This is a genomic window from Clostridium sp. CM028 (genome assembly GCF_030585565.1).
GTDB lineage: Bacteria > Bacillota > Clostridia > Clostridiales > Clostridiaceae > Clostridium_AD > Clostridium_AD estertheticum_B.
The window spans coordinates 2,471,091-2,495,010 of sequence record NZ_CP077766.1; the positions used below are offsets into that span (position 1 = coordinate 2,471,091).

At 33.4% G+C, this 23,920-nt stretch carries 23 protein-coding genes; 19 read left to right on the plus strand and 4 right to left on the minus strand.

What is annotated here, in order from left to right; all coding sequences use genetic code 11:
* Window positions 1–12 precede the first annotated feature (12 nt).
* The 12 genes from KTC94_RS11555 to KTC94_RS11610 all read left to right on the plus strand — a co-directional run bounded on the left by KTC94_RS11555 (window position 13) and on the right by KTC94_RS11610 (window position 10,945).
* Window positions 13–996 (plus strand): beta-ketoacyl-ACP synthase III, encoded by a 984-nt coding sequence (locus KTC94_RS11555; protein WP_216302129.1) that lies wholly within the window; start codon window positions 13–15, stop codon window positions 994–996.
* A 20-nt stretch (window positions 997–1,016) separates the two neighbouring features.
* Complete coding sequence (acpP, locus tag KTC94_RS11560; protein ID WP_216302128.1) at window positions 1,017–1,247, plus strand: acyl carrier protein; 231 nt, start codon at window positions 1,017–1,019, stop codon at window positions 1,245–1,247.
* 309 nt (window positions 1,248–1,556) lie between these two features.
* Window positions 1,557–2,489 (plus strand): enoyl-[acyl-carrier-protein] reductase FabK, encoded by a 933-nt coding sequence (gene fabK, locus KTC94_RS11565; RefSeq protein WP_216302127.1) that lies wholly within the window; start codon window positions 1,557–1,559, stop codon window positions 2,487–2,489.
* 30 nt (window positions 2,490–2,519) lie between these two features.
* The gene (gene fabD / locus KTC94_RS11570; protein WP_216302126.1) at window positions 2,520–3,458 is read left to right on the plus strand and encodes an ACP S-malonyltransferase; all 939 of its coding nucleotides are present in this window, start codon (window positions 2,520–2,522) and stop codon (window positions 3,456–3,458) included.
* Between the two features lie 67 nt (window positions 3,459–3,525).
* Window positions 3,526–4,266: a 3-oxoacyl-[acyl-carrier-protein] reductase gene (gene fabG, locus KTC94_RS11575; RefSeq protein WP_165411858.1), complete on the plus strand. Its 741-nt coding sequence runs from the start codon at window positions 3,526–3,528 to the stop codon at window positions 4,264–4,266.
* A 31-nt stretch (window positions 4,267–4,297) separates the two neighbouring features.
* Complete coding sequence (gene fabF, locus KTC94_RS11580; RefSeq protein ID WP_220286231.1) at window positions 4,298–5,539, plus strand: beta-ketoacyl-ACP synthase II; 1,242 nt, start codon at window positions 4,298–4,300, stop codon at window positions 5,537–5,539.
* 2 nt (window positions 5,540–5,541) lie between these two features.
* Window positions 5,542–6,060, plus strand: coding sequence for an acetyl-CoA carboxylase biotin carboxyl carrier protein (gene accB / locus KTC94_RS11585; protein WP_216302124.1), 519 nt, complete (start codon window positions 5,542–5,544; stop codon window positions 6,058–6,060).
* A gap of 69 nt (window positions 6,061–6,129) precedes the next feature.
* Complete coding sequence (fabZ, locus tag KTC94_RS11590) at window positions 6,130–6,576, plus strand: 3-hydroxyacyl-ACP dehydratase FabZ (protein ID WP_165411779.1); 447 nt, start codon at window positions 6,130–6,132, stop codon at window positions 6,574–6,576.
* A gap of 50 nt (window positions 6,577–6,626) precedes the next feature.
* Window positions 6,627–7,970 (plus strand): acetyl-CoA carboxylase biotin carboxylase subunit, encoded by a 1,344-nt coding sequence (locus KTC94_RS11595; RefSeq protein ID WP_216302123.1) that lies wholly within the window; start codon window positions 6,627–6,629, stop codon window positions 7,968–7,970.
* 110 nt (window positions 7,971–8,080) lie between these two features.
* Window positions 8,081–8,941: an acetyl-CoA carboxylase, carboxyltransferase subunit beta gene (gene accD / locus KTC94_RS11600; protein WP_165411777.1), complete on the plus strand. Its 861-nt coding sequence runs from the start codon at window positions 8,081–8,083 to the stop codon at window positions 8,939–8,941.
* A 42-nt stretch (window positions 8,942–8,983) separates the two neighbouring features.
* A complete protein-coding gene (locus KTC94_RS11605) occupies window positions 8,984–9,934 on the plus strand; it encodes an acetyl-CoA carboxylase carboxyltransferase subunit alpha (protein WP_216302122.1) in 951 nt (316 codons plus the stop codon).
* Between the two features lie 129 nt (window positions 9,935–10,063).
* Window positions 10,064–10,945 carry a DegV family protein gene (locus KTC94_RS11610; protein ID WP_216302121.1) on the plus strand — a complete coding sequence of 294 codons (882 nt, stop codon included), beginning with the start codon at window positions 10,064–10,066 and terminating at the stop codon, window positions 10,943–10,945.
* A gap of 122 nt (window positions 10,946–11,067) precedes the next feature.
* On the opposite strand, the gene KTC94_RS11615 is transcribed toward KTC94_RS11610, so the two are convergent.
* Window positions 11,068–11,214: a small, acid-soluble spore protein, alpha/beta type gene (locus tag KTC94_RS11615; RefSeq protein WP_165411774.1), complete on the minus strand. Its 147-nt coding sequence runs from the start codon at window positions 11,212–11,214 to the stop codon at window positions 11,068–11,070.
* 154 nt (window positions 11,215–11,368) lie between these two features.
* Here KTC94_RS11615 and proC point away from each other — a divergent pair, with 154 nt between their 5' ends.
* The 7 genes from proC (at window position 11,369) to KTC94_RS11650 (ending at window position 21,197) form a co-directional block, all read left to right on the plus strand.
* The gene (gene proC, locus KTC94_RS11620) at window positions 11,369–12,178 is read left to right on the plus strand and encodes a pyrroline-5-carboxylate reductase (protein ID WP_216302120.1); all 810 of its coding nucleotides are present in this window, start codon (window positions 11,369–11,371) and stop codon (window positions 12,176–12,178) included.
* A 277-nt stretch (window positions 12,179–12,455) separates the two neighbouring features.
* Window positions 12,456–12,731, plus strand: a complete 276-nt coding sequence (locus KTC94_RS11625; protein WP_216302119.1) for a hypothetical protein — start codon at window positions 12,456–12,458, stop codon at window positions 12,729–12,731.
* A gap of 196 nt (window positions 12,732–12,927) precedes the next feature.
* Window positions 12,928–13,791 (plus strand): methionyl aminopeptidase, encoded by an 864-nt coding sequence (locus KTC94_RS11630; RefSeq protein WP_216302118.1) that lies wholly within the window; start codon window positions 12,928–12,930, stop codon window positions 13,789–13,791.
* 397 nt (window positions 13,792–14,188) lie between these two features.
* Complete coding sequence (locus KTC94_RS11635; RefSeq protein WP_220319889.1) at window positions 14,189–17,119, plus strand: insulinase family protein; 2,931 nt, start codon at window positions 14,189–14,191, stop codon at window positions 17,117–17,119.
* A 38-nt stretch (window positions 17,120–17,157) separates the two neighbouring features.
* Window positions 17,158–18,105: a phosphoglycerate dehydrogenase gene (locus KTC94_RS11640; RefSeq protein WP_220286236.1), complete on the plus strand. Its 948-nt coding sequence runs from the start codon at window positions 17,158–17,160 to the stop codon at window positions 18,103–18,105.
* A gap of 46 nt (window positions 18,106–18,151) precedes the next feature.
* Window positions 18,152–19,894, plus strand: a complete 1,743-nt coding sequence (locus KTC94_RS11645) for a MutS family DNA mismatch repair protein (RefSeq protein ID WP_220319888.1) — start codon at window positions 18,152–18,154, stop codon at window positions 19,892–19,894.
* Window positions 19,895–19,967: 73 nt separating this feature from the next.
* A complete protein-coding gene (locus tag KTC94_RS11650; protein WP_216302115.1) occupies window positions 19,968–21,197 on the plus strand; it encodes a competence/damage-inducible protein A in 1,230 nt (409 codons plus the stop codon).
* Window positions 21,198–21,341: 144 nt separating this feature from the next.
* Here the strand turns inward: KTC94_RS11650 and KTC94_RS11655 are convergent, their stop codons facing one another.
* From KTC94_RS11655 to KTC94_RS11665, 3 genes are all read right to left on the minus strand, one after another.
* Window positions 21,342–21,851: a ferritin gene (locus KTC94_RS11655; RefSeq protein ID WP_165411766.1), complete on the minus strand. Its 510-nt coding sequence runs from the start codon at window positions 21,849–21,851 to the stop codon at window positions 21,342–21,344.
* A 372-nt stretch (window positions 21,852–22,223) separates the two neighbouring features.
* Entirely contained in the window at window positions 22,224–23,417 is a 1,194-nt protein-coding gene (locus KTC94_RS11660) for a S8 family serine peptidase (protein WP_216302114.1), read from the minus strand.
* A gap of 74 nt (window positions 23,418–23,491) precedes the next feature.
* Window positions 23,492–23,920, minus strand: coding sequence for a DMT family transporter (locus KTC94_RS11665; RefSeq protein WP_369811877.1), 429 nt, complete (start codon window positions 23,918–23,920; stop codon window positions 23,492–23,494).

Consider the following 23,920-nt stretch of genomic DNA (forward strand, 5'->3'; position numbering starts at 1 on the left):
ATCGATTAAGGAATGAATGAAGTACAAATAATTGGTACAGGAAGTTATGCTCCTCTAAACATAATGACTAATCATCAATTGGCAGAGATTGTAGACACTTCTGATGAATGGATAGTTTCTATGACGGGTATCAAAGAGAGACATATATCACAAGGTGAAAACACTTCAGACTTAGCAACAAAAGCAGCCTTTGAGGCATTAAAGGATGCACAAGTTAAAGCGGAAGATATAGATTTGATAATTCTTGCAAGTACATCGCCTGATCAATTTGTACCGGCCACTGCATGCATAGTTCAAGGGAATATTGGAGCAGTTAATGCTATGGCCTTTGACATATCAGCAGCATGTACGGGGTTTATATTTGCCCTTGATATAGCAATGCAATTTCTTAAAACAGGAGAGCGTAAACGAGCCTTAATAATAGGTGCAGAGGTTCTATCAAAGATTGTTGATTGGACAGATAGAAAAACTTGTATACTCTTTGGTGATGGAGCAGGAGCAGCAGTTCTTGAGGCAGGCAGTAAAAAAGGAATTATTTCTATAAATTCAGCTTCAGAGGGTGAAAAAGGTGGAGTTTTAACTTGTCCTACTGTAGATGTAAAAAACACTTTTATAGAAGGAAATGAAAATTTTAATGCGAAAATAAGTATGGATGGCAAAGAGATTTTTAAATTTGCAGTAAAAACTATTGCAAGCAGTATAAACGAAATCTTAAATCAAAATAATTATACCTTAGAGGATGTTAAATATGTAGTTTGCCATCAAGCAAACTACAGAATAATAGATTTTGTAGTTAGAAAATTGAAGGCTGATAAAGATAAATTCTTTGTGAACTTAGATCGTTATGGGAACACTTCAGCGGCAAGCATAGCTATAGCAATAGATGAGATGAATAAGAAGAATTTATTAAAAGCTGGAGATAAGATTATACTTGTAGGCTTTGGCGGTGGATTAACCTACGGAGCTTCATTAATAGAATGGACAATCAATAAATAAAATATTAGGAGGAATTAGTAATGGTATTTGAAAAAGTTAAAAATGTAATAGTTGAACAATTAGGGATAGACGAAGCAGAGGTTAAAATGGAGGCGAATTTCACAGATGATTTAGGAATAGATTCTCTTGAAATATTTGAAATTGTAATGTCACTCGAAGAGGCCTTTGAAATTGAAATACCGAATGAAGATATAGAAAACATTAAAGATGTAAAGGGAATTGTTAACTATATAGAAGAAAAGTTAAAATAATTGGAATTAATGGGTTAGGTGATTAGAGAACTGAGATACTAATCATATTAAAATTTAGTTTATTTCAGTATGATAAAAGAGTATATATTACATGAAATGTAGTCCACGTAATATATGCTTTTTTTCTATAATTATCTGACTTTAACGGCATTTCAAAAGGGAAATCTCCCACTTTTATAAGTGGGAGTTCCATACTATAACGAAGAAGAAACTTCAGTGGGAGTATAAATCTCCTTCTTGGGTTGTTATATTGCAACTCCGCGGGAGATGATTTAACTATATACTTTTAAGGAACAAAGGAGGGATAAAATGTTTAATTCCGTATTTTTTGAAGATTTAGGTGTGAAATATCCGATAATACAAGGTGGTATGGCTTGGGTTGCAGACAGTAGCTTAGCATCTGCAGTATCTAATGCAGGGGGCTTAGGTATTATAGCAGCGGCTAATGCACCAGTTGATTATATAAGAAATGAAATTAGAAAAGCAAAGAAGTTAACAGATAAACCATTTGGCGTTAATATAATGCTTTTAAGTGATAATGCAGAAGAAATTGCACAGCTTGTATGTGAAGAAGGTATTAAAGTTGTTACTACGGGTGCAGGCAATCCAGGTAAGTATATGGAACTTTGGAAGTCACATGGAATTAAGGTGATACCAGTGGTACCATCAGTGGCACTGGCTAAACGCATGGAGAGGGCAGGCGCAGATGCAGTTATCGCAGAAGGTTGTGAATCTGGAGGACATATCGGTGAACTTACAACTATGGCTCTGGTTCCACAAGTTGTCGATGGAGTTAGTATTCCGGTGATTGCAGCAGGGGGTGTAGGTGATGGGCGTGGTATTGCGGCAGCATTTATGCTTGGAGCCCAGGGAGTTCAAGTAGGAACAAGATTTTTAGTGGCGGATGAATGCACAATACATGAAAAGTACAAAAAGAAGGTATTGGCTGCAAAGGATATAGACTCTGTAGTTACAGGAAGACCTACAGGGCACCCTGTTAGGGCTTTAAAAAATAGGTTATCAAGACAATTTCAAAAGCTTGAAAAGGAAAATGCTCCAGTAGAGGAGCTAGAGGCCCTCGGACGAGGATGTCTACAAAGGGCAGTAAAAGAAGGCGATATTGAGATGGGATCTGTTGTGGCAGGTCAAATCGCAGGTCTTGTAAAGAAAGAACAAAGCTGCAGAGAAATTATAGAAGAAATGTTTGCAGAGGCAGAAGAAGGTATTATAAAATTTAGATAAAAAAGAATATTATTATTTAAGGAGGGAAATATGAGTAAAATTGCTTTTATTTTTCCTGGACAGGGAGCCCAATATATTGGTATGGGTAAGGAATTATTTGAAAATATAGAGGTTTGCAAAAATATATTTAATATAGCAGATAAGGAGCTTAAATTTGAGCTAAGCAAACTTTGTTTTGAGGGCACAGAAGATGAGCTAGATATCACAGAGAATACTCAACCAGCTATTTTAACTACTAGTATAGCAGCCCTTATGGCATTAAAAGAACATGGCATAAAATGTGATGTAACTGCAGGACTTAGTCTTGGAGAGTACTCAGCACTGGTTTGTAGTGGAGCTATGGATTTCAAAGATGCGGTAAAGATTGTTAAAAAGCGTGGACGATTTATGCAGGAAGCAGTGCCTGTAGGGATAGGAACTATGGCAGCTATTTTAGGCCTTGCAGTTAACTTAGTTGAAGAAGCTTGTAGTGAGGCTAGAACCTCTGGGATAGTAGAAATCGCTAATTTAAACTGCCCAGGACAAATAGTAATTGCCGGGGAAATAGCGGCGGTAGAACTTGCCTGCGAAAGAGCTGTGAAAAAAGGCGCAAAACGGGCTATTAATTTACCTGTAAGCGCACCATTTCATACTTCTATGTTAAAACCAGCAGCGGAGAAGTTAGAAATTGAACTTGAAAATATAAACCTTAAAGACATTACTATTCCAGTAATGACAAATGTAAATGGTGATTATGTAAAAGGCAAGGATGATATTAAAGGTAATTTAAAACTTCAAGTTATGAGTTCCGTTTTATGGGAAACAATTATAAGAAATATGATAAAAGACGGTGTCGATACTTTCGTAGAAATAGGTCCAGGTAAGGTCCTGTGTGGATTTATCAAGAAAATAGATAGAAAACTTACAGTAGTTAATGTAGAAGATATGGCATCTTTGGACAAAGCTGTTGCATCTTTAAGTAAGCGATAGAATTGCTTAAACAATAGAATTGATTAAAAAGTGGAATCCTATGAAAGATGTAAAGGAGCATGAATTTATGTTAAAAGGGAAAACAGCAGTAGTTACAGGAGCTAGTCGGGGTATTGGAAGAGCAATAGCCGTAAAGCTAGCAAAGCTTGGAGCAAATGTAGTTGTTAACTATAGAAATAGTGAAGACGCAGTGCGCGAAGTAGTTAAAGAAATAGAAGATTTAGGAGTTAAGGTGTTAGCAATTCAATGTGATATTAGCAGTTATAGTGATGTGGAAAATATGATGAAAAAAAGTGTTGAAGAGTTCGGAAGCTTAGATATTCTAGTTAATAATGCTGGCATAACAAAAGATGGTCTTTTAATGAGAATGAAGGAAGCTGATTTTGACAGTGTTATAGATATTAACCTGAAGGGTGCTTTTAATTGCACAAAACATGTATCAGCCATAATGCTTAAACAGAGAAGTGGAAGAGTAATAAATATATCTTCAGTGTCTGGGCTTACAGGAAATGCAGGCCAAGTGAATTATTCCTCCGCAAAGGCAGGTATAATAGGTATGACTAAGGCTGTGGCTAGAGAATTTGGGGGCCGCGGAGTTACTTGTAATGCAGTAGCCCCAGGATATGTTCAAACAGATATGACACGTGGTTTGACCGAGAAGGTAAAGGATACTATAATGAGCACTATTCCGCTAAGGAGACTTGGAACGCCAGAAGATGTGGCAAATGTAGTAGCATTTCTAGCCTCAGAGGAAGCTTCATACATAACAGGTCAAGTTATAAATGTAGATGGTGGAATGGTAATGTAACTTAGTTGATGATTAAAGGAGGGTTTACTTTATGAAAAATAGAGTTGTTATAACAGGCATGGGAGCAGTTACTCCTATAGGAAATGATGTAAATAGTTTTTGGGATAATATAAAAAAAGGTACTTGTGGCATAGATGTAATTAAGGCTTTCGATATTTCTAAATTTAAATGTAAGCTTGCTGCAGAGGTTAAGGATTTTGACGTAACGGTTGCACTCGACAAAAGAGAAGCTAGAAAAATGGATAAATATTGTCAGTATGCAATGGTTGCAGCAGATGAAGCAATTAAAATTTCAGGATTAGATTTAAAAACTATAGATAGTGAAAGATTAGCAGTAATAGTTGGTTCAGGAATAGGCGGAATTGGTACTATTGAGAACGAGCATGCAAAGCTTATGGAAAAGGGAGCAAGCAGAATTACCCCTTACTTAATACCTATGATAATAGGTAATATGGCGGCCGGGAATATTGCAATAAAATATGGTGCTAAAGGTATGTGCTCGAGCGTTGTTACGGCTTGTGCTACAGGAACTAATGCAATAGGAGATGCTTTTCACATGATTCAAGATGGAAGAGCGGACATAATAATAGCTGGAGGTGCAGAGGCTTCAATAAGCCCGCTAGCTTTAGCAGGGTTTGCACAACTAACAGCTTTAAGCAAAAGTGAAGATCCTTTAAGAGCATCGATTCCTTTTGATAAAGAGAGGGATGGTTTTATTATGGGCGATGGTGCAGGTATAGTTATACTTGAATCTTTAGAGCATGCAGAAAAAAGAAATGCAAAAATATATTCAGAGGTTAAGGGTTATGGATCAACTTGTGATGCCTACCATATAACTTCACCATCTCCAGATGGAGATGGAGCAGCAAGATCAATGATAATAGCGCTTAAAGACGCAGATGTTAAGGCAGAAGAAATATCTTACATTAATGCACATGGAACAAGTACTCCATATAATGATAAGTTTGAAACTATAGCTATAAAATCTGCTTTTGGCGAATATGCATATAAAATACCTGTAAGTTCAACAAAGTCCATGACAGGTCATCTCTTAGGAGCATCAGGGGCTATAGAAGCTATAGTATGTGCAAAAGCATTAGAAGAAGGTTTTGTGCCAGCGACTATAGGATATAAAGTGCCAGATGAAGATTGTGATTTAGATTACGTTCCAAACGTAGGAAGAAAACAGCAACTTAAATATGCATTGTCAAATTCATTAGGCTTTGGTGGTCATAATGCTACTATTATATTAAAAAAATGGGACGGTAGATAATTATGGATTATAAAAATATTCAAGAGTTAATAAAAACCGTTAGTGAATCGATTCTTACTTCTTTTGAAATTGAGACAGAAGGTATCAGAATAATGATGGAGAAAAAAGAACAACAGGTGGTAATAGAAAAAACACCTTTAAATGCTGCACCTTTAGAGCGAGTTGCTAAGGAAATCCTTACTAGGGAAGATGTAGCTTCTAAAGAAGTGTATTTAGAAAAACTAGAAAAGGATATAGCTATAACTACAGAAAATGCAGAAAAGGCAATACCCAAGGAAAACCTATTTGTAGTTAAATCACCTATTGTTGGAACTATGTATTCTTCTCCAAGTGCTGAATCAAAGAATTTTGTAAAGGTTGGGACTAAGGTTAAAGTTGGAGACACACTTTGTATTTTAGAAGCTATGAAGCTTATGAATGAAATTGAAAGCGAAGTAGATGGAGAAGTTGTAGAAGTATTGGTTTCAAATGAAGATATGGTAGAGTACGGACAGCCATTGTTCAAAATAATTGAAAACTAGTGGCGAAAAGACAGCTTAAAACTGTCATATGGTGACTGGTGTAATTGCATGAAAGGTGGAATCATTAATATGGAAGATATAAAAGGTACTACTTTAGATATAAAACAAATACAAGAAATTATTCCTCATAGATATCCATTTTTATTTGTGGATAAAGTAGAGGAACTAGAACCAGGCAAAAGAGCTGTTGGGTATAAGAATGTTACTATGAATGAGTATTTCTTTCAGGGGCATTTTCCAGAAGAACCTATACTTCCGGGAGTAATAATTATTGAGGCTTTAGCGCAGGTTGGGGCAGTGGCACTTTTAAGTATGGAGAGCTATAAAGGTAAAATAGCTTACTTTGGTGGTATTAATAAAGCAAAATTTAGAAAGAAAGTTGTTCCGGGAGATGTGTTAAAGCTAGAGGTAGAAATAATCAAAATGAAGGGACCTGTTGGGATAGGTCTAGGCATAGCTACAGTAAATGGAGTTAAAGTGGCACAAGCTGAAATTACATTTGCGGTAGGGAAATAAACATTAAAAACACTTTTGTTAATAATTTTTAGTGTGGGGAAGGTAATAATATGTTTAAGAAGATATTGATTGCAAATAGAGGCGAGATTGCGGTAAGAATAATCAGGGCGTGTAATGAAATGGGTATTCAAACTGTTGCAGTATATTCTGAGGTAGATAAAGATGCTCTTCATACTCAAATGGCAGATGAGGCTGTATGTATTGGACCTAGTAAATCTAAGGATAGTTATTTAAATATGCAAAATATTTTGAGTGCCACGGTGCTTACGGGCGCAGAGGCAATTCATCCGGGGTATGGGTTCTTATCAGAAAATAGTAAGTTTGCACAGATGTGTGAGGAGTGTAATATAAAATATATAGGCCCAAATTCACAAAACATTGATAATATGGGAAATAAATTAAAGGCAAGAGAAATTATGATAAATGCTGGGATACCAGTAGTCCCTGGTTCGGGCGGAGCGATTGACTCTGAAGCAGATGCTTTAACGGAAGCTGAAAAAATAGGATATCCTGTAATGATAAAGGCCTCAGCAGGAGGCGGGGGACGAGGAATTAGAGTCGTTAGTAAAATAGAAGATCTTATACCTGCGTACAACACTGCAAAAGCTGAGGCGAAAACTGCTTTCGGTGACGATACAATGTATATGGAAAAATTCATAGAAGAGCCAAGACATATAGAGTTTCAAATACTTGCAGATGAGCATGGAAATGTTGTTCATCTTGGCGAGAGAGACTGTTCTATTCAAAGGCGTAATCAGAAGGTAATAGAAGAGGCACCAGGAGTCCGAATGACAGGAGAACTTAGAAAACAGATGGGTGAGGTTGCAGTTAAAGCGGCTAAGTCTATTAATTATAAAAATGCTGGAACTATAGAGTTTTTATTAGATAAACATGAAAAATATTACTTTATGGAGATGAATACACGTATACAGGTAGAGCATCCAATAACAGAAATGATCACTAGAGTAGATTTAGTTAAAGCGCAGATAAGAATTGCTGCAGGCCAAATACTTCCTTATAAACAGGAGGATATAAAAATTGAGGGCCATGCTATTGAATGTAGAATAAATGCAGAAAATCCTTCTAAAAATTTTATGCCTTGTCCTGGCGTTATAAAATCACTACATATTCCAGGAGGATATGGAGTAAGGATTGATAGTGCGGCATATCAAGGATACAAGATTCCACCCACATATGACTCCATGATAGGAAAACTCATTGTCCACGGAAAAGATAGAGATGAAGCAATACGTAAAATGAGAAGAGTATTAGGGGAGTTTATAATAGAGGGTGTGGATACTAATATAGATTTTCAATTTAAAATAATAAATAATAGTAATTTTATAAAAGGAAAATTTGATACTAGTTTTATTAGTAAAGAATTTAACAAGTAGCTAAACACATACTGGAATTTATTGCATAAAAGTTTTATACTATGAGAGTGGTATCTATTTGGTATGCTATAAATTATAGTGTAGGTATGTTTTTAGAAAGGGGTAGCTATATGTTTGAGTTTAAACGTATATTTAAAAAAAGTAAATATATTGAGGTTAAAAGTTTAGAAGATGAATATGGTGAGAAAAAACCTAATATCCCTACAGGAATGTGGGTTAAATGCGAAACATGTGGCAAAATCCTTTATAATAAGGATTTAGAGAGTAGCATAATGACATGTGATAATTGTAGAACCCATTTCAGAATTGGGTCTAGAGAAAGAATAAATTATACTATAGATGAAGGGACTTTTATAGAATACGATAAAGATATGATCTCAGATGACCCTATAGATTTTGAGGGATATAAAGATAAACTCCAAAGTTTGCATGATAAAACCTTATTAAAAGAAGCTGTAATAACTGGAGAAGGAAAGATAAATGGACAGGATACGTTAATTGCAGTAATGGATAGCAATTTTATGATGGGAAGCATGGGCTGCGTTGTCGGAGAGAAAATTACAAGGGTCATTGAAAGAGCAACAGAAGCTAAAAAACCAATTATTATATTCACTGCCTCAGGGGGAGCTAGGATGCAGGAAGGCATATTTTCGCTAATGCAAATGGCCAAAACTAGTGCTGCTATTGCAAGGCATAATGAAAAAGGTTGTCTTTATATAACTGTTCTTACAGACCCAACTACAGGTGGAGTTACAGCAAGTTTTGCTATGCTGGGAGATATAATAATCTCTGAACCTAATGCATTAATAGGGTTTGCAGGTAAAAGAGTTATTGAACAAACATTAAAGCAACAATTACCTGATGGTTTTCAAAGGGCTGAATTTCTGCTCCAAAAGGGTTTTATAGATAAAGTAGTGGATAGAAAAGCTATGAAGGATACTTTAACGCAAATATTGAAAATTCATTCATAGCATTAAGAGAAAGACAAAAGTAACGGTAGGGAGTGGAATTTTATGGTAACTTTACCTTTTGAAAAGCACATGTATGAACTTAAAAGTAAAATAGATGAACTAAAGAATTTAGCAATAGATCAAAATATGGATTTAGAAAAAGAAATAAGACAGATGGAAATTAAGCTCTACAATATGAAAAAGGAAGCCTATAAAAACTTAACTGCCTGGGATAAAGTAAGTATTGCGAGGCTTGTGGAACGTCCTACTGCTCTTGATTATATAAATCTGATTTTTGATTCCTTTATGGAGCTACATGGTGATAGGTATTATGGAGATGATTCTGCTATTGTAGGTGGAATAGCAGAGTTTAATGGTATTCCTATAACTGTTATAGCCCAGCAAAAGGGAAATAACACCAAGGAAAACATAAAGAGAAACTTTGGTATGCCAAATCCAGAGGGGTATAGAAAAGTTTTAAGACTTATGAAACAGGCAGAAAAATTTAAAAGGCCTATTATTTGTCTTGTAGATACTCCGGGAGCATATTGTGGACTAGGTGCAGAAGAAAGAGGTCAAGGTGAGGCAATTGCTAGAAATCTTATGGAAATGGCAACATTAAAAACACCAGTAATTTCAATAGTTATAGGAGAAGGCGGAAGTGGTGGAGCTTTAGCTATGGCGGTAGCAGATGAGGTTTGGATGCTAGAACATGCAATTTATTCTATTTTGTCACCAGAAGGTTTTGCTAGCATATTATATAAAGATGCAAGTCTTGCTAAAGAAGCGGCTACTGCAATGAAAATAACAGCTCAGGATTTAATTGATTTTGGAATAATAGATAGAATCATAAAAGAGCCTTTAGGTGGGGCGCACACTAATTTAGATGAGATGGCGGCAAGTATTAAACGTAATTTAGAAGAGTCAATTGTTAGATTAATGCGGGAACCTATAGAATCTTTACTTACTAAGAGATATTATAAATTTAGAAAGATTGGTAAGGTAGTGGAATAATTTTCATTTTAGTGATGTTAAGAAAAGTATATATACTTTTCTTTTTTTTTGTATTGAAGTGTTTATATAAATCATACATAATAGAAGGTGAGAATAATATTTAAGATAATGGCAAAGGGGAATTAAGTTATGAGTAGAACACACAGTGGGACGATTTTAGTGATAGATTCAGGATGCGATCTATCTTTAGATTATATTAAACAAGAAAACATAGTACCGATAGGAATAATATGTAATTTTAAAGGTCAAGCAATAGAGGATGATTTTGGGAAAAATATTATTCGTAAGGACTTTTATGATGCTTTAAGGCAGGGAGAGATGCCTACTACATCACAAATAAATAGCCAAAGATATGTAGAGGTTTTTAGAAAGTATGTGAAGGAAGAAAAATCTATAATATATATTGCTTTGTCTTCTGCATTAACAGGAACTATAAACAGTGCAAATATAGCAATAGAGGCTATACTTGAAGAGTTCCCTGAGGCGGATATAAGTATAGTTGATAGTAAATGCGCAAGCCTTGGACAAGGGCTGTTAGTGCATTATGCTTATGAAATGTTAAAGAAAGGAAATTCAAAAGGAGAGATAGTTACCTGGCTTGAGGAAAATAAACTTAAGATTAACCATTGGTTTACAGTTAATGATTTAAACCATTTAAAAAGAGGTGGACGAATTTCAAGTTCCGCTGCAGCTGTTGGCACCTTGTTAAATATAAAACCAGTTTTGTTTGTGGATAATGAAGGAAGACTTACTCCTTTTTCTAAGTGTAGAGGTAGAAAAAAGGCAATAAATACCTTAGTTGAAAAATTCAAGGAAAGAACAGACCCAAATAAAGAGCAAGTTATTGCTATAAGTCATGGAGATTGTATTGAAGATGCATTAGCTTTAGAGGCTTTAGTTAGAGAAAATGGAAATGTTAAAGATGTTATTTTAAATTATGTGGGTACGGCAATAGGGTCCCATACAGGACCAGAAATATTAGGATTATATTTTATGGGTGATGAAAGATAATGGTTAAGGCGTATTATGATAAATGGAATTGCAATTTATACAATATCATAAATTAAAAATTATTTTATGAAGTAAAAGAAAGACAGGGGAAGATATCTTTCTTTTACTAATATAGAGAAGATCTATTCTGTTTCATTTCCTAATTTCTTAGATTCTTTAGAAACACCTATTTCGTTGGCAGTTTCCATTCTCATTTTATCTAATTCTTTTTTCGTTTTTGGATTAGCCTTTTTATTATCTTTACTATTTTTGTTGTTTTTATGTGACATTGCAAGATCCTCCTTATATTACTTAGAGCACAAATAACTATTAATTGATTTGCTCCTTTATAATAAATATTTCAATATTAGTATAACCAAGTTCATGAAATGTATGTGATATAATTAGTATTATTAAAAAAATTATATAGGAGGAAATAATTATATGAATAAAAAGATAGGATTTATAGGCTGTGGTAATATGGCAAAGGCTATGATAAGTGGAATAGTAAAATCAAATTTAGTTTCTAGCCAACAAGTAATAGCAAGTAATCCATCAGATAAGAGTTTAAATAAGGTAAAAGAACAATATAATATTCTAGTAACTAATGACAACAAGGAAGTTGCTGAATTTTCTGATATATTAATTTTAGCTGTAAAACCCTATAAATACTCTGAGGTTATCGATGAAATAAAACCATATTTAAAGACGACGGTAGTTATAGTAACTATAGCTGCAGGGGTAACTTTAGAATATATGAGCAATGCACTCGGAGGCGCTGCAAAGGTTATAAGAACTATGCCAAATACTCCAGCGTTTGTTGGCGCGGGTATGAGCGCACTTTGTGCTAATAAAAATATAACTAAAGAAGAATTGCAAGACGTAGTAAATATTTTTGAAAGTTTTGGTAAGATAGAGATATTAGAGGAAAAGCTTATTGATGTAGTTCCGGCGGTAAGTGGCTCATCTCCTGCTTATGTTTATATGTTTATTGAAGCTTTAGGTGATGGGGCGGTGCTTCAAGGAATGCCAAGAGAAAAGGCTTATAAAATGGCAGCGCAAGCAGTGCTAGGGGCAGCTAAAATGGTACTTGAAACAGGAGAACACCCAGGGAAACTTAAAGACGATGTATGCTCACCAGGTGGAACTACTATAGCGGCCGTATACACCTTAGAAAAGAATAATTTTAGAGGATCAGTAATTTCAGCTATGGAGAGTTGTACAGAAAAGGCAATTAAAATGGGTGAAAAATAAGATTTTCAAAAAATAGAGGCAGTTACATATGAATCTCAATAGAATGAAACTGTTTGGTGACTAGGTACAGGATTAGGGTATAAAATATGCTCTAATCCTGTACCTTTTTTATTGTGCAACAAAGAATTACCCCTGAAAATATTTGTAATAAAATTACATGAAAAACATATACATTTATTAAGGGTTTGAGCAATTTGCATCCCTAAAGCACCACTTTAGCAGATAATTTAACGACATTTCAGCTCGGCAGGAGATGATTTAACTGGAGGGAAAGCAAATGGAAACAGAGGGTTTATTGGTTAAGATTAATTATTCGCAAGAGGGTAATGAGAGTTTAGCAATAACGTATACTACTAATATAAATAAGGATAATCATTCTTCTAAGTATTTAATTTGTGGAGGAAGGTATAATAGAAATGGTGGAACTATAATGTTTAAGGCTAAAAATATAGAAGAAGCTTCAGAAATAGCTAATAATAATCTAGTGGCCAAAGCAGGAGTTAATAAATATGAGTATTTTAAACTATCAACATCTGAAATAGGGTTAACATAAATGCGCATTAATACCACTATGTATTTTGAATTTTCAATGAATACATTGACACAATCACAAAAAGTTTTTGCGAAACGGTTGAATACTTGGGATTATGAACTATAATTAAAGATGAAATCATCAATATAGAATATACTTACAACTAAACTGTGGTTGTAATTGACGGTTTGAATAATTTCAATTGGGAGGAAATATAATGAATAAACTATCGCGAAATGATATTTGTTGGTGTGGCAGTGGTAAGAAATATAAAAAATGTCACATGGATCAGGATATATTTATAGGGAATATAGAGGAAAAAGTAGGTTATAAAATACCTAGAGATATAATGAAAACAGAGGAACAAATAGAGGGTATAAGGAAAAGTTGCAAGTTAACTCATGATATACTCGATATTGTTGGGGAGAGAATAAAAGTTGGAGTAACCACAAATGAAATTAATACTTGGGTACATGAATATACTGTGCAGCATAATGCATATCCAGCACCACTCGGCTATGGGGACTTTCCTAAGAGTGTATGTACATCTATAAATGATGTAATATGTCATGGTATACCCGATGATACAGTTCTAAAAGATGGTGATATAATTAATGTAGATGTGTCTTGCATATTAGATGGATATTATGGTGATGCTAGTAGAATGTTTACAATTGGAGAAATGTCTAAGGAAGCGTTAGATTTGGTGCGTGTATCGAAAGAGTGTTTAGAAAGGGGTATAGAGCAGGTAAAACCCTTCAATACCCTTGGAGATATAGGGTGTGCTATTCAAGAGCATGCAGAAGGTTTTGGATATTCAGTAGTATACGATTATGGTGGTCATGGCGTTGGATTGGAGTTTCATGAAGAACCATTTGTACCTCATATAGGCAAAAAAGGAGAGGGGTCAATATTACTACCTAATATGATTTTTACTATTGAGCCTATGATTAATATCGGTAGTCCTGAAACAGATGTACTTGAAGATGATTGGACAGCGGTTACAGTAGATGGTTCATTGTCATCTCAGTGGGAACATACAATACTTGTTACTAAAACAGGATATGAGATACTAACATAAGACTACATTATATGTAAAAATACCCCCAGAAATGGAGGTATTTTTATATATAATGTTTTATAAGTCACTATTCTATTTTTATTTATGTACCAATGGTATTGTAAATGTCGTTAAATTTTATAAATAGGATTAATTAAGCTTATGAACATAAATGGAGAAAGGGAAGATAAAATAGCATTATATGATTTTGTTGTTTAGGTGTAGTATAGACAAAATAAAAATGAGGAAAGATAAATCTATAATTTATGTTGATGGTAGCGCGGAATAAAATGTTGTATAATGAATATAATAGGTAAATATTGATATTGACAGGTGTAATTTACATGGGGCAAGGTTTTAGGATATGAAACACTTAATAAGTATTTAAACTTTTAAAAAAAGTACGAGGAGGACAGAAATGAAGTTTACGATTGGCGGTATATATCACGGATTTAAGTTAATTGAAGAGAAAAATATAGGAGAGCTAAATTCTGTTACAAGGTTGTTTGAACACATTAAAAGTGGGGCTAGACTGTTGCATTTAGAAAATGATGATGATAACAAGGTGTTTTCTATAGGATTTAGAACACCACCGAAAAGTAGTAATGGGCTTCCACATATACTGGAACATTCAGTGCTTTGTGGCTCTAGAAAATTTCCAACAAAGGAGCCTTTTGTTGAATTAATAAAGGGATCTTTAAATACATTTTTAAATGCTATGACTTTTTCTGACAAAACGATATATCCTCTAGCTAGTAAAAATGATAAAGATTTTTTTAATCTTATGGATGTGTATTTAGATGCAGTTTTCTATCCGAATATATACTCACAACCTGAAATATTAATGCAAGAGGGCTGGCATTATGAATTAGAAAACAAGGAAGATAAACTAACTTATAAAGGTGTAGTTTATAATGAAATGAAAGGTGCATTTTCATCTCCGGAAGGGTGCCTCATGCGCAAGGTTCAAGAGTCCTTATTTCCGGACACATCATATGGCGTAGAATCTGGTGGAGATCCAGAATGTATACCAGAATTATCGCAGAAAGAATTCATAGAGTTTCATAAAAAATATTATCATCCATCAAATAGTTATATATTCCTATATGGAGATGGAGATATTGATAAACAGTTACAATTTATTAGTGAAGAGTATTTAAATAATTTTGATAAAATTACAGTAGAGTCATCTATTAGCTTACAGAAACCATTTAGCAAAATGGAAGAAGTTAAGATGGATTATCCTATTTCATGTGATGACGATGAGAATGGCAAAACATTCTTAAGTATGAACTTTGTATCAGGTGATAATATTAGCCATCCAGAAATGCATTTAGCCTTTGAAATTTTAGAGTATTTATTATTAGAAAGCGCTGCAGCACCTTTGAAGAAAGCACTTATAGACGCCGAGATAGGTAAAGATGTATTTGGAGGTTTTGATAATAGCATATTACAACCGGTGTTTAGTATAGTAGTAAAAAACTCTAATGAAAGTGAAAAAGAAAGATTTAAGGAAGTTGTATTTACAACTTTAAAGGATTTAGTTAAAGAAGGAATAGATAAAAAATTAATAGAAGCTTGTATAAATAGTACTGAATTTAAATTAAGGGAAGCTGACTTAGGTGGTTTTCCAAAGGGATTATATTACTATATAACTAGTATGGACAGCTGGCTTTATGATAAAGATCCAACTATGCATTTAGAGTATGAAAGTTATTTGATCAAAATAAAAGCTGCATTAACTACTAATTATTTTGAAAAACTTATAGAAAAGTACCTAATAAATAATACCCATAGTTCTATGGTTATATTGAATGGTAAAAAGGGCCTAGCAGAACAAAAGTCCAAGGCAGTAGAAGAAAAACTAGCTAAGTATAAGGAAAGTCTTTCAGAAAAACAAATAGAGGAAATAGTTAAGCAGGGGAAAGCTCTTAAAGAAAGACAAATGACGCCAGATGCTGTGGAAGTGCTCGAAACTATTCCTTTACTTGAGCTAACGGATATTGAGAAACAAGTAGAACATTTACCTTTAAAGGAAAAGGATGAGCAAGGAGTAAAGGTATTATCTCATAATATATTCACTAATAAAATTGCCTATATAAATGTATTATTTGATTCTAAAAAAGTAGATATAAAGTTACTGCCTTATGTAACATTATTATCAACTATTTTAGGAAGGGTAAGTACGCGGAATACTAGTTATTCTGATTTATCTAATGAGGTTAATATTCATACAGGCGGAATTCATTTTACCACAGAGGTATTTGGCGAAAGTGGAAATTTCGAAAAATATAGCCCCAAGTTAGTAGTAAAGACTAAAGCTTTAACTGAAAAGCTTCCTAAATTATTTGATATTATGGCAGAGATAATTAGTAATACTAAATTTGATGAAAAGAAACGTTTGAAGGAGCTAATTCAACAATTAAAATCAAGGCATGAAATGAAGATTCTTGATAGAGGACATATGGTAGCAGCTGGAAGACTTACATCTTACTTCTCGCCAGCTTCAGCTTATATAGAAAAAACTACAGGAATAGCTTTTTATAAATTTATTGATGAGATTGAAAGAGATTTTGATAACAAAGCAGAAGAGATCATTGAAAACTTAAACAAGGTATCAAAGCTTATATTTAACAAAAATAATCTTATAATAAGTGTTACAGGAGAAGAAGACATATATACTGCATTTACTACAGAGCTACCTAAGATTATAAGCGTCTTAGGAGAAGAAAGATTGCCAGATGCATTGTATAATTTTGATCTAAATAAAAATAATGAAGGATTATTAACCTCATCAGATGTTCAGTATGTAGCTAAAGGATATAACTTCATTAAGAAGGGATATTCATATTCAGGTAAAATGCTAGTACTTAAAACTATAGCAAGTCTCGATTACCTATGGAATAGAGTGCGTGTGCAAGGTGGCGCCTATGGTGGTTTTGCAAATATAGCTAGAAGTGGGAATATAGTCTTTGTATCTTATCGTGATCCTAATGTCCAAGAGACTTTAAAAGCTTACGATGGAATATGCGATTATATAGGAAGCTTTGAAGCCTCAGAAAGAGAAATGACAAAATACATTATTGGAACAATCAGTGAGCTTGACTCACCATTAACACCTTCTATGAAAGGTGAGCGGGCGACAGCATATTATATAAGAGGTATTACTGAGGAGCAAAGACAAAAGGAGAGAGAAGAAGTATTAAGTACAAATCCTGCGGACATTAAGTCTTTTAAAGCACTATTAAATGATGTTATAAAGGAAAACTACTTTTGTGTACTGGGAAATGAAACTAAACTTAAAGATAATAAAGAAATATTTACTAATTTGGTAAATGTATTTAAATAAGGTGCCTTATGGCACCTTTTTTTCGAAGGAGGATTTGCATGGCTATTAAAGCACTCTTTACATATAATTATGGCGAAGAAAAAATGAAAGGTATAGAAGATTTTGGGTATGATATAAAGGTAGCTAAAGAGCAAGATTTAATTTATAGTGAAAAGCTTGAGGACATAGAGGTTTTAATTTGTTATGATCCATTTAAAACACTCGCCATAGAGAAAATGAAAAAGCTAAAATGGATTCAATTATCTAGCATAGGTATTGACCAATTGCCAACAGAGTATGTTAAAAACACTTCTATTATAATTACGAATAATAAAGGTGGCTATAGTATACCAATGGGGGAATGGATTGTATTAAAAATTCTAGAGCTCTTTAAGAATAGTAAGGGGCTATATGAAAATCAAGCTAATAAAAAATGGAAAACGGATACAAGTATTCGGGAGATATATGGTAAAACTATAGGATTTATAGGGACAGGCACAATAGCTGCGGAGGCAGCTAAACGACTTCAAGGGTTCGGCGTAAACTTAATAGGTGTAAATACAGATGGTAGAGATGTTGAATATTTTAATACATGCTATGCTATGAGTGAATTAGACCAAATGATTAAGTTATGTGATGTGATTGTGTGTACAGTGCCATATACCAAAGCTACCCATCATTTAATTAATGAAGATAGATTTATTGCAATGAAAAATGGAGTTTTTTTCATAAATGTAGCTAGAGGGAGTATTGTGGATGAAGCTTCTTTAATTAAAAATTTGAAAAATGGTAAACTAGCAGGAGCCGCAATAGACGTATATGAAGAAGAACCTTTAAAAGTGGATAATCCATTATGGAATCTAAATAATGTTATATTAACTTCTCATAATTCCTGGATTTCAGAGATGAGAAACCAGCGAAGATTTAACCTTATATATAAGAATATGAAAAAATATGTACAAGGGGAAGAACTAGTAAATGTAGTAGATTTAAAAAGAGGGTATTAGATTATTTATAAAAAGGAGTTAGTGATTTTTAAGGGGGATAAGGTAAGTGGACAAGGATAAAAAATTTAGCAACTTATTTATAACAAGCATGGTTATGGCTGCAATCATAACTTACATAACAATTATTTTAGGGAAAAATGCAAAAGAGATATATTTGTGGGGAATTATTATCTCTTTAGTCTTAGTGATGCTAGGTCTAGTAGCAAGAAGCAAAGCAATATTTTATAAGAAATTAAAACAGGTTAGAGAAAACTATGGTGTGGAAAATAAGCGAGAGAGGAAATTTGAAGATATTAAATTATTATTTGATGTATTAAAGTATAAAAACCCGCAGGAAATATATGTTGATGATCAAACTTACTTAGATTTAAATATGAACCAGGTTTTTGAAAAGGTAGACAGAACATTGTCATCTCCAGGGGAACAGTACTTATACCATATTTTAAGAAATCCAATTTTAAAAGAAGAAAAACTAATTAATAGAAATAAGACTATTAGTTTTTTTCAAAAAAATAAGGAAACAAGAGAAAAAATACAAGTTAGTTTATTAAAGCTGGGAAGACAGCGTAATAATACTGTAACATCGTTTTTATGGAATGAGATCTTATATAAAACTTCAATGAAGCCATTGCTATATCTTTTAACATTACTAGCTTATGGTTCTTTAGTTTCAATAGCTTTTATTGGAATATCTAAAGCCTTTTATTTTTTATTTATAATGTTTTTAGCTAATGGGTTTATTAATGTTAAGATTAAAAAACAGGTTGGGGCAGAAATTGAAGCTATGGGATATTTAGGAAAGATAATTACGTTAGCTGAAGTTATGGGAAGAGTAGAGGATGAAGAGATAAAGGAATATACCTTAAAGCTTAAAGAAAAAGCAAAGGGTTGCAAGGTGATAATGAAAAAAGCTACCTCCATTGGAATAGGAAGAATAGAAGGTGCAGATGTTATTTTTGAATACTTTAATATGTTTTTTTTAAAAGAAGCTAGAGGCTTTTATAGAATAATAGATGAGGTTAAAGCACATATTGGAGAAATAAGAGAAATTTATTTAATTTTAGGAGAAATTGATGCATTAATATCTGTAGCGTCCTATAGGGATGGGCTTTTAGAATATACGGAGCCTAAATTAACAAAAGGACTTAAAGAGATAAAAGGTGAGAATATAAAACATCCATTAATAGAAGCTGCTGTAGGTAATTCTTTAACTATAGAAAAGGGTGTTATTATAACGGGTTCAAACATGTCAGGTAAATCTACTTTTTTAAGGGCTGTGGGCTTAAATGCACTATTTGCACAAACTATTTTTACCTGCCTTGCTACAAGCTATGAAGGTGGATATTTCAATATAGTATCTTCGATGACTGTAAGTGATAATATAACTGGTGGGAAAAGTTATTATTTAAGTGAGGCAGAGGCAATATTTAGAATAATTAATGTTTGCAATGAGGAAGTAACAAACCTATGTCTTATTGATGAAATTTTTAGGGGAACTAACCCTATTGAGAGGGTTAATGCTTCTGCTGAAATTTTAGCTTATTTGTCTATTCACAATTCTTTGGTTGCAGTAGCTACACATGATCTTGAAATAACTAAAATGGTAGGAGACTTATATGAATGCTATTATTTTACTGAGAGTGTAGGGGAGCATGGATTAGAGTTTGATTATAAAATAAGAAAAGGGGTATCTTCTACCAGAAATGCAATAAAAGTACTTGAATTTATGGGATATCCAGAAGAAATTATTCATAGAACCAATGAAAGAATTATAAAGAGTAAAATTTAAGCGAAATTACTCTTTAATGTAAATATGTAAATACCACTTGCTACGTAAGTGGCATCTAAGGGAGGAAGTTATTATGAAAGCAGAAATATTATCAGTAGGTACGGAAATATTACTCGGCGATATTGTTAATACAAATGCACAATATATTGCTAAGAGACTTGCAGATTTAGGTATATCAGTTTATCATCAGTGCGTAGTTGGAGATAATCCAGAAAGACTTTTAGAATCATATAGATTAGCATTTAGTAGAGCTGATTTAGTTATAACTAGTGGGGGACTTGGACCTACAAAGGATGATTTAACCAAGGAAGTAGCTTTTGAATATTTTGGCAAGCGTAGCGTTGTTCATGAGGCTTCTTTAAAAATTATTGAGGATTATTTTAAAGATATGAACAGACCAATGACGAAAAGCAATAAGAAACAAGCGTATTTTCCAGTAGATGCGGTAGTGATTCCTAATAATAATGGCACAGCGCCGGGATGTATAATAGAAGAAAATGGAAAGATAATTGCACTTTTACCTGGTCCACCTTGGGAAATGAAACCTATGTTTGAGGAGGCTGTTATTCCTTATCTTAAAAAGTTTGCCCAAGGTGTATTAGTTTCAAAGGTGCTCAGAGTTATTGGAGTGGGAGAGAGCAGTGCGGAAGAAATGATAGAAGATATATTGAATAATCAAACTAATCCAACTGTGGCACCCTATGCTAAAGCAGGGGAAATGACATTTAGAATTACAGCAAAGGCTAATACACAGGAAGAAGGCACAAGACTGATTGCGCCTATGGAAGATGAAATACGTAGAAGACTAGGAAATAACATTTATGGCGAAGGGAATACAACCTTAGAAAATGTACTTGGAGAAATGCTTATAAATAAGAAGTTAACTATATCCACAGCAGAATCTTGCACAGGAGGAATGGTAGCTGCAAAGCTTATAAATTACCCAGGGATATCTTCTGCGTTTATAGAGGGGGCAATTACATATAGCAATGAGGCTAAAATTAATAGATTAGGAGTTGCGAGAGAAACATTAGATAAGTATGGTGCAGTAAGTAGTGAAGTAGCAGCAGAAATGGCGCAAGGTATAGCAAAAACTGCAGGCACTAGTATTGGCCTTTCAACTACGGGAATTGCGGGCCCAGATGGTGGGAGTGCAGAAAAACCAGTGGGACTTGTATATGTTGGGTTATATATTAATGGTGAAGTTAAAACTAAGATGCTTAAATTATCTGGTAACAGGCAGAAAATACGTGAGAGTGCAACTATGGAGTTACTTGATTTAGTTAGGAGAGAGCTATTGTAGTTAACTTGCACTTATAAAAAGTCATTAAATAAAAAAAATTTATAGTATTGTATAATGGAACTAATAAAGGCACATATCAATATTGATATGTGCCTTTAAAAATCTATTTAAAATATATATGTTACTTTTATGAATTTATCTATTTTATTTAGTAACAGGTGGTACAAAAACCCTAGTTGCGAGTTCGTTATCCAGCATATAAATACTTGTAGGATCAGCGTTGATTCTCGCAAGCCTTTTTATAAGGCCATTAAAATTAGATTCTTCCTCAACTTGCTCATCAATAAACCACTTAAGTAAGCTTATAGTAGCATGTTCTTTTTCTTCAGTAGCAATGTCAGTAAGATTATAAATATTACTAGTTACAACTTTTTCATGAGCATATGCTATGTTAAAAACATCAAGAAGTGTTTCATAATCGTTTTGAGGTTCACTCATTCCTTCTAAAGTTAAGCGTCCGTTCATTTCATTTATATAATTATAAAATTTCATAGCATGGAATTTTTCTTCTTCAGCTTGTACTTTAAAGAAATTAGAAAAACCATCAAAATCTTCTGCTGCGCAATAAGCTGACATAGCTAAATAAAGGTGTGCAGAATAAAATTCAAAGTTCATTTGCTTGTTTAGTTCATTGAACAATCTTTCGCTTATCATAATAATCCTCCTCATATTCCTCTGGTCTAAAACAATGATTATGACCTTGGAAATGTAAATTTACAATAGTATAATATTATTGTTTGACGTTGATAATTGTTTTTACTTAATTATAAATATTAAACGATATCTATATTATACACCAAATGTGTTTTTATTAAACAATAATTATACAGCGAATGTATAGTTATTGCGCTAACATGCCATATATATTAGGAATTAGGCTTTAAAATATAATTACATTAAACATTTCAGAAGGAAGATCTCCCACTTTTATAAGCGGGAGTTACATACCCTAACAAATAGAAAACTTCAGTGGGAGTATAAATCTCCTTCTGAAGTCGTTAATGTTTCAGCTCCGCAGGTGATGTTTTAAGGTAATAATTTTTCTAAGTTTACAATTCCAGAACCTTGCATATATTTTGGGGAATTTATTAGGCTTGAAGATGTCTTTAATAAAGCCAATGTATCCTTATAACATAAATTTATATTGTTCTCATACAGCAGTGCACATAATCCACTTATAAAAGCCGCAGAGCATGAAGTTCCAGTGTAGGTCGTATACAGATTAGTGATGCGAGTAGGATAAAGCTTCACACCATTTTTTTCAGAGATAAATTGTGCATCAGAAATCAAAGAGCAAATATTAACACAGGCAGCTATCAAATTTGGCTTATCAAGCTTTTGGAAAGGACCACAGGAAGAATATTCATATATTTTTGGGCTTCCTATGCTATCATACCCACCTACCGTTATACAATTTTTAAGAGTAGCTATGCCCCGCACAGAACTTTTAACATTTTTATTGCTACCACTAGGAACGATTACTACTATGCCCTTTGAGATTGCAAGGTCGAAAAGCTTTGAGAATAAAGAAAGGACAAATTCATTAGTTTCAAAAGTTTCAAAAGGAAGGCAAATGATTTTAAGGTTAAAGTCATTATCTTCGCTCAATAGGGTTTCTAATGAAAACAAAATATCAGATACAAAACCCTTTCCTAGTTTATTAAAGGCTTTAATCATGTATATATGGCTATTTTTGGCGACACCTTTATACATACCCTTAGATCCATAACCACTACCACAAATTAATCCGCTCATAAAGGTGCCGTGACCATTATCATCATAAGGATAGTTTAAATTATTAACAACGTCTACAAACTTTCTGATTTTATTACAAGGATTTAATAAGTCAGGATGGGGATACACACCGCTATCAATTATTCCAACGCCAATGCCCTTTCCAGTAAGGCTATAGTCATTTTGAAAGGATACGCCATTAGACGCGAGTATACTATTACCACATAAATGTGCATAAGAATCAAAAGTTATATATGCTACTTGGGGATATTCTAGTAATCTATATATAGCACTGGAAGTTAAAATAGCACAAATACAATTTATTGAGGGGATATGGCGCAGAATATCACATTTTAAAGATTTAATTTTATTAACGGTCTTAGTCTCAAGGGATTTGCAATGTATTATTACCCTATAGTTTTCATATAGGTTACTAAGTAAAGCGCACCTTAAGTTGGGACCTAACTTATTTTTGAAGGAAAACATGTATGCCTCCTAAATGTATTGTTACATTATTATAGTATATGCAAATTTTTTGAAAATGTTAATAAAAAAGATTATTAACATTTCCATTTAAAAATTATTATACCTACAATCATTATGCCAATACCTATAAACTTAGATAAAGCAAATTTAATTTGCTGAGCTCCGAACATTCCAAATCTATCAATTACACCGGCGGCTAGTAGTTGAGCAACTAATATAATTGCAATGGAGCAGGTCGGTCCCATTATTGATATTCCCTGCATAACAGAAAATATAATTATAGCCCCTAAGAATCCTCCTAGTAAATATAATTTATTTACTTCTTTTATAGCTTTGATATTACCATTGCCAACTATAAGGAGTATTATTAAGGTCACGATGAATCCAGTTCCTTGAACGAATACGTTAGTTTCCCAAAGCCCAACTTTTTCACTTACCCTTGTATTAAAAACACCTTGAAGACTCATACAGATGCCTGCGACTATAGAAAATATTAATCCCAA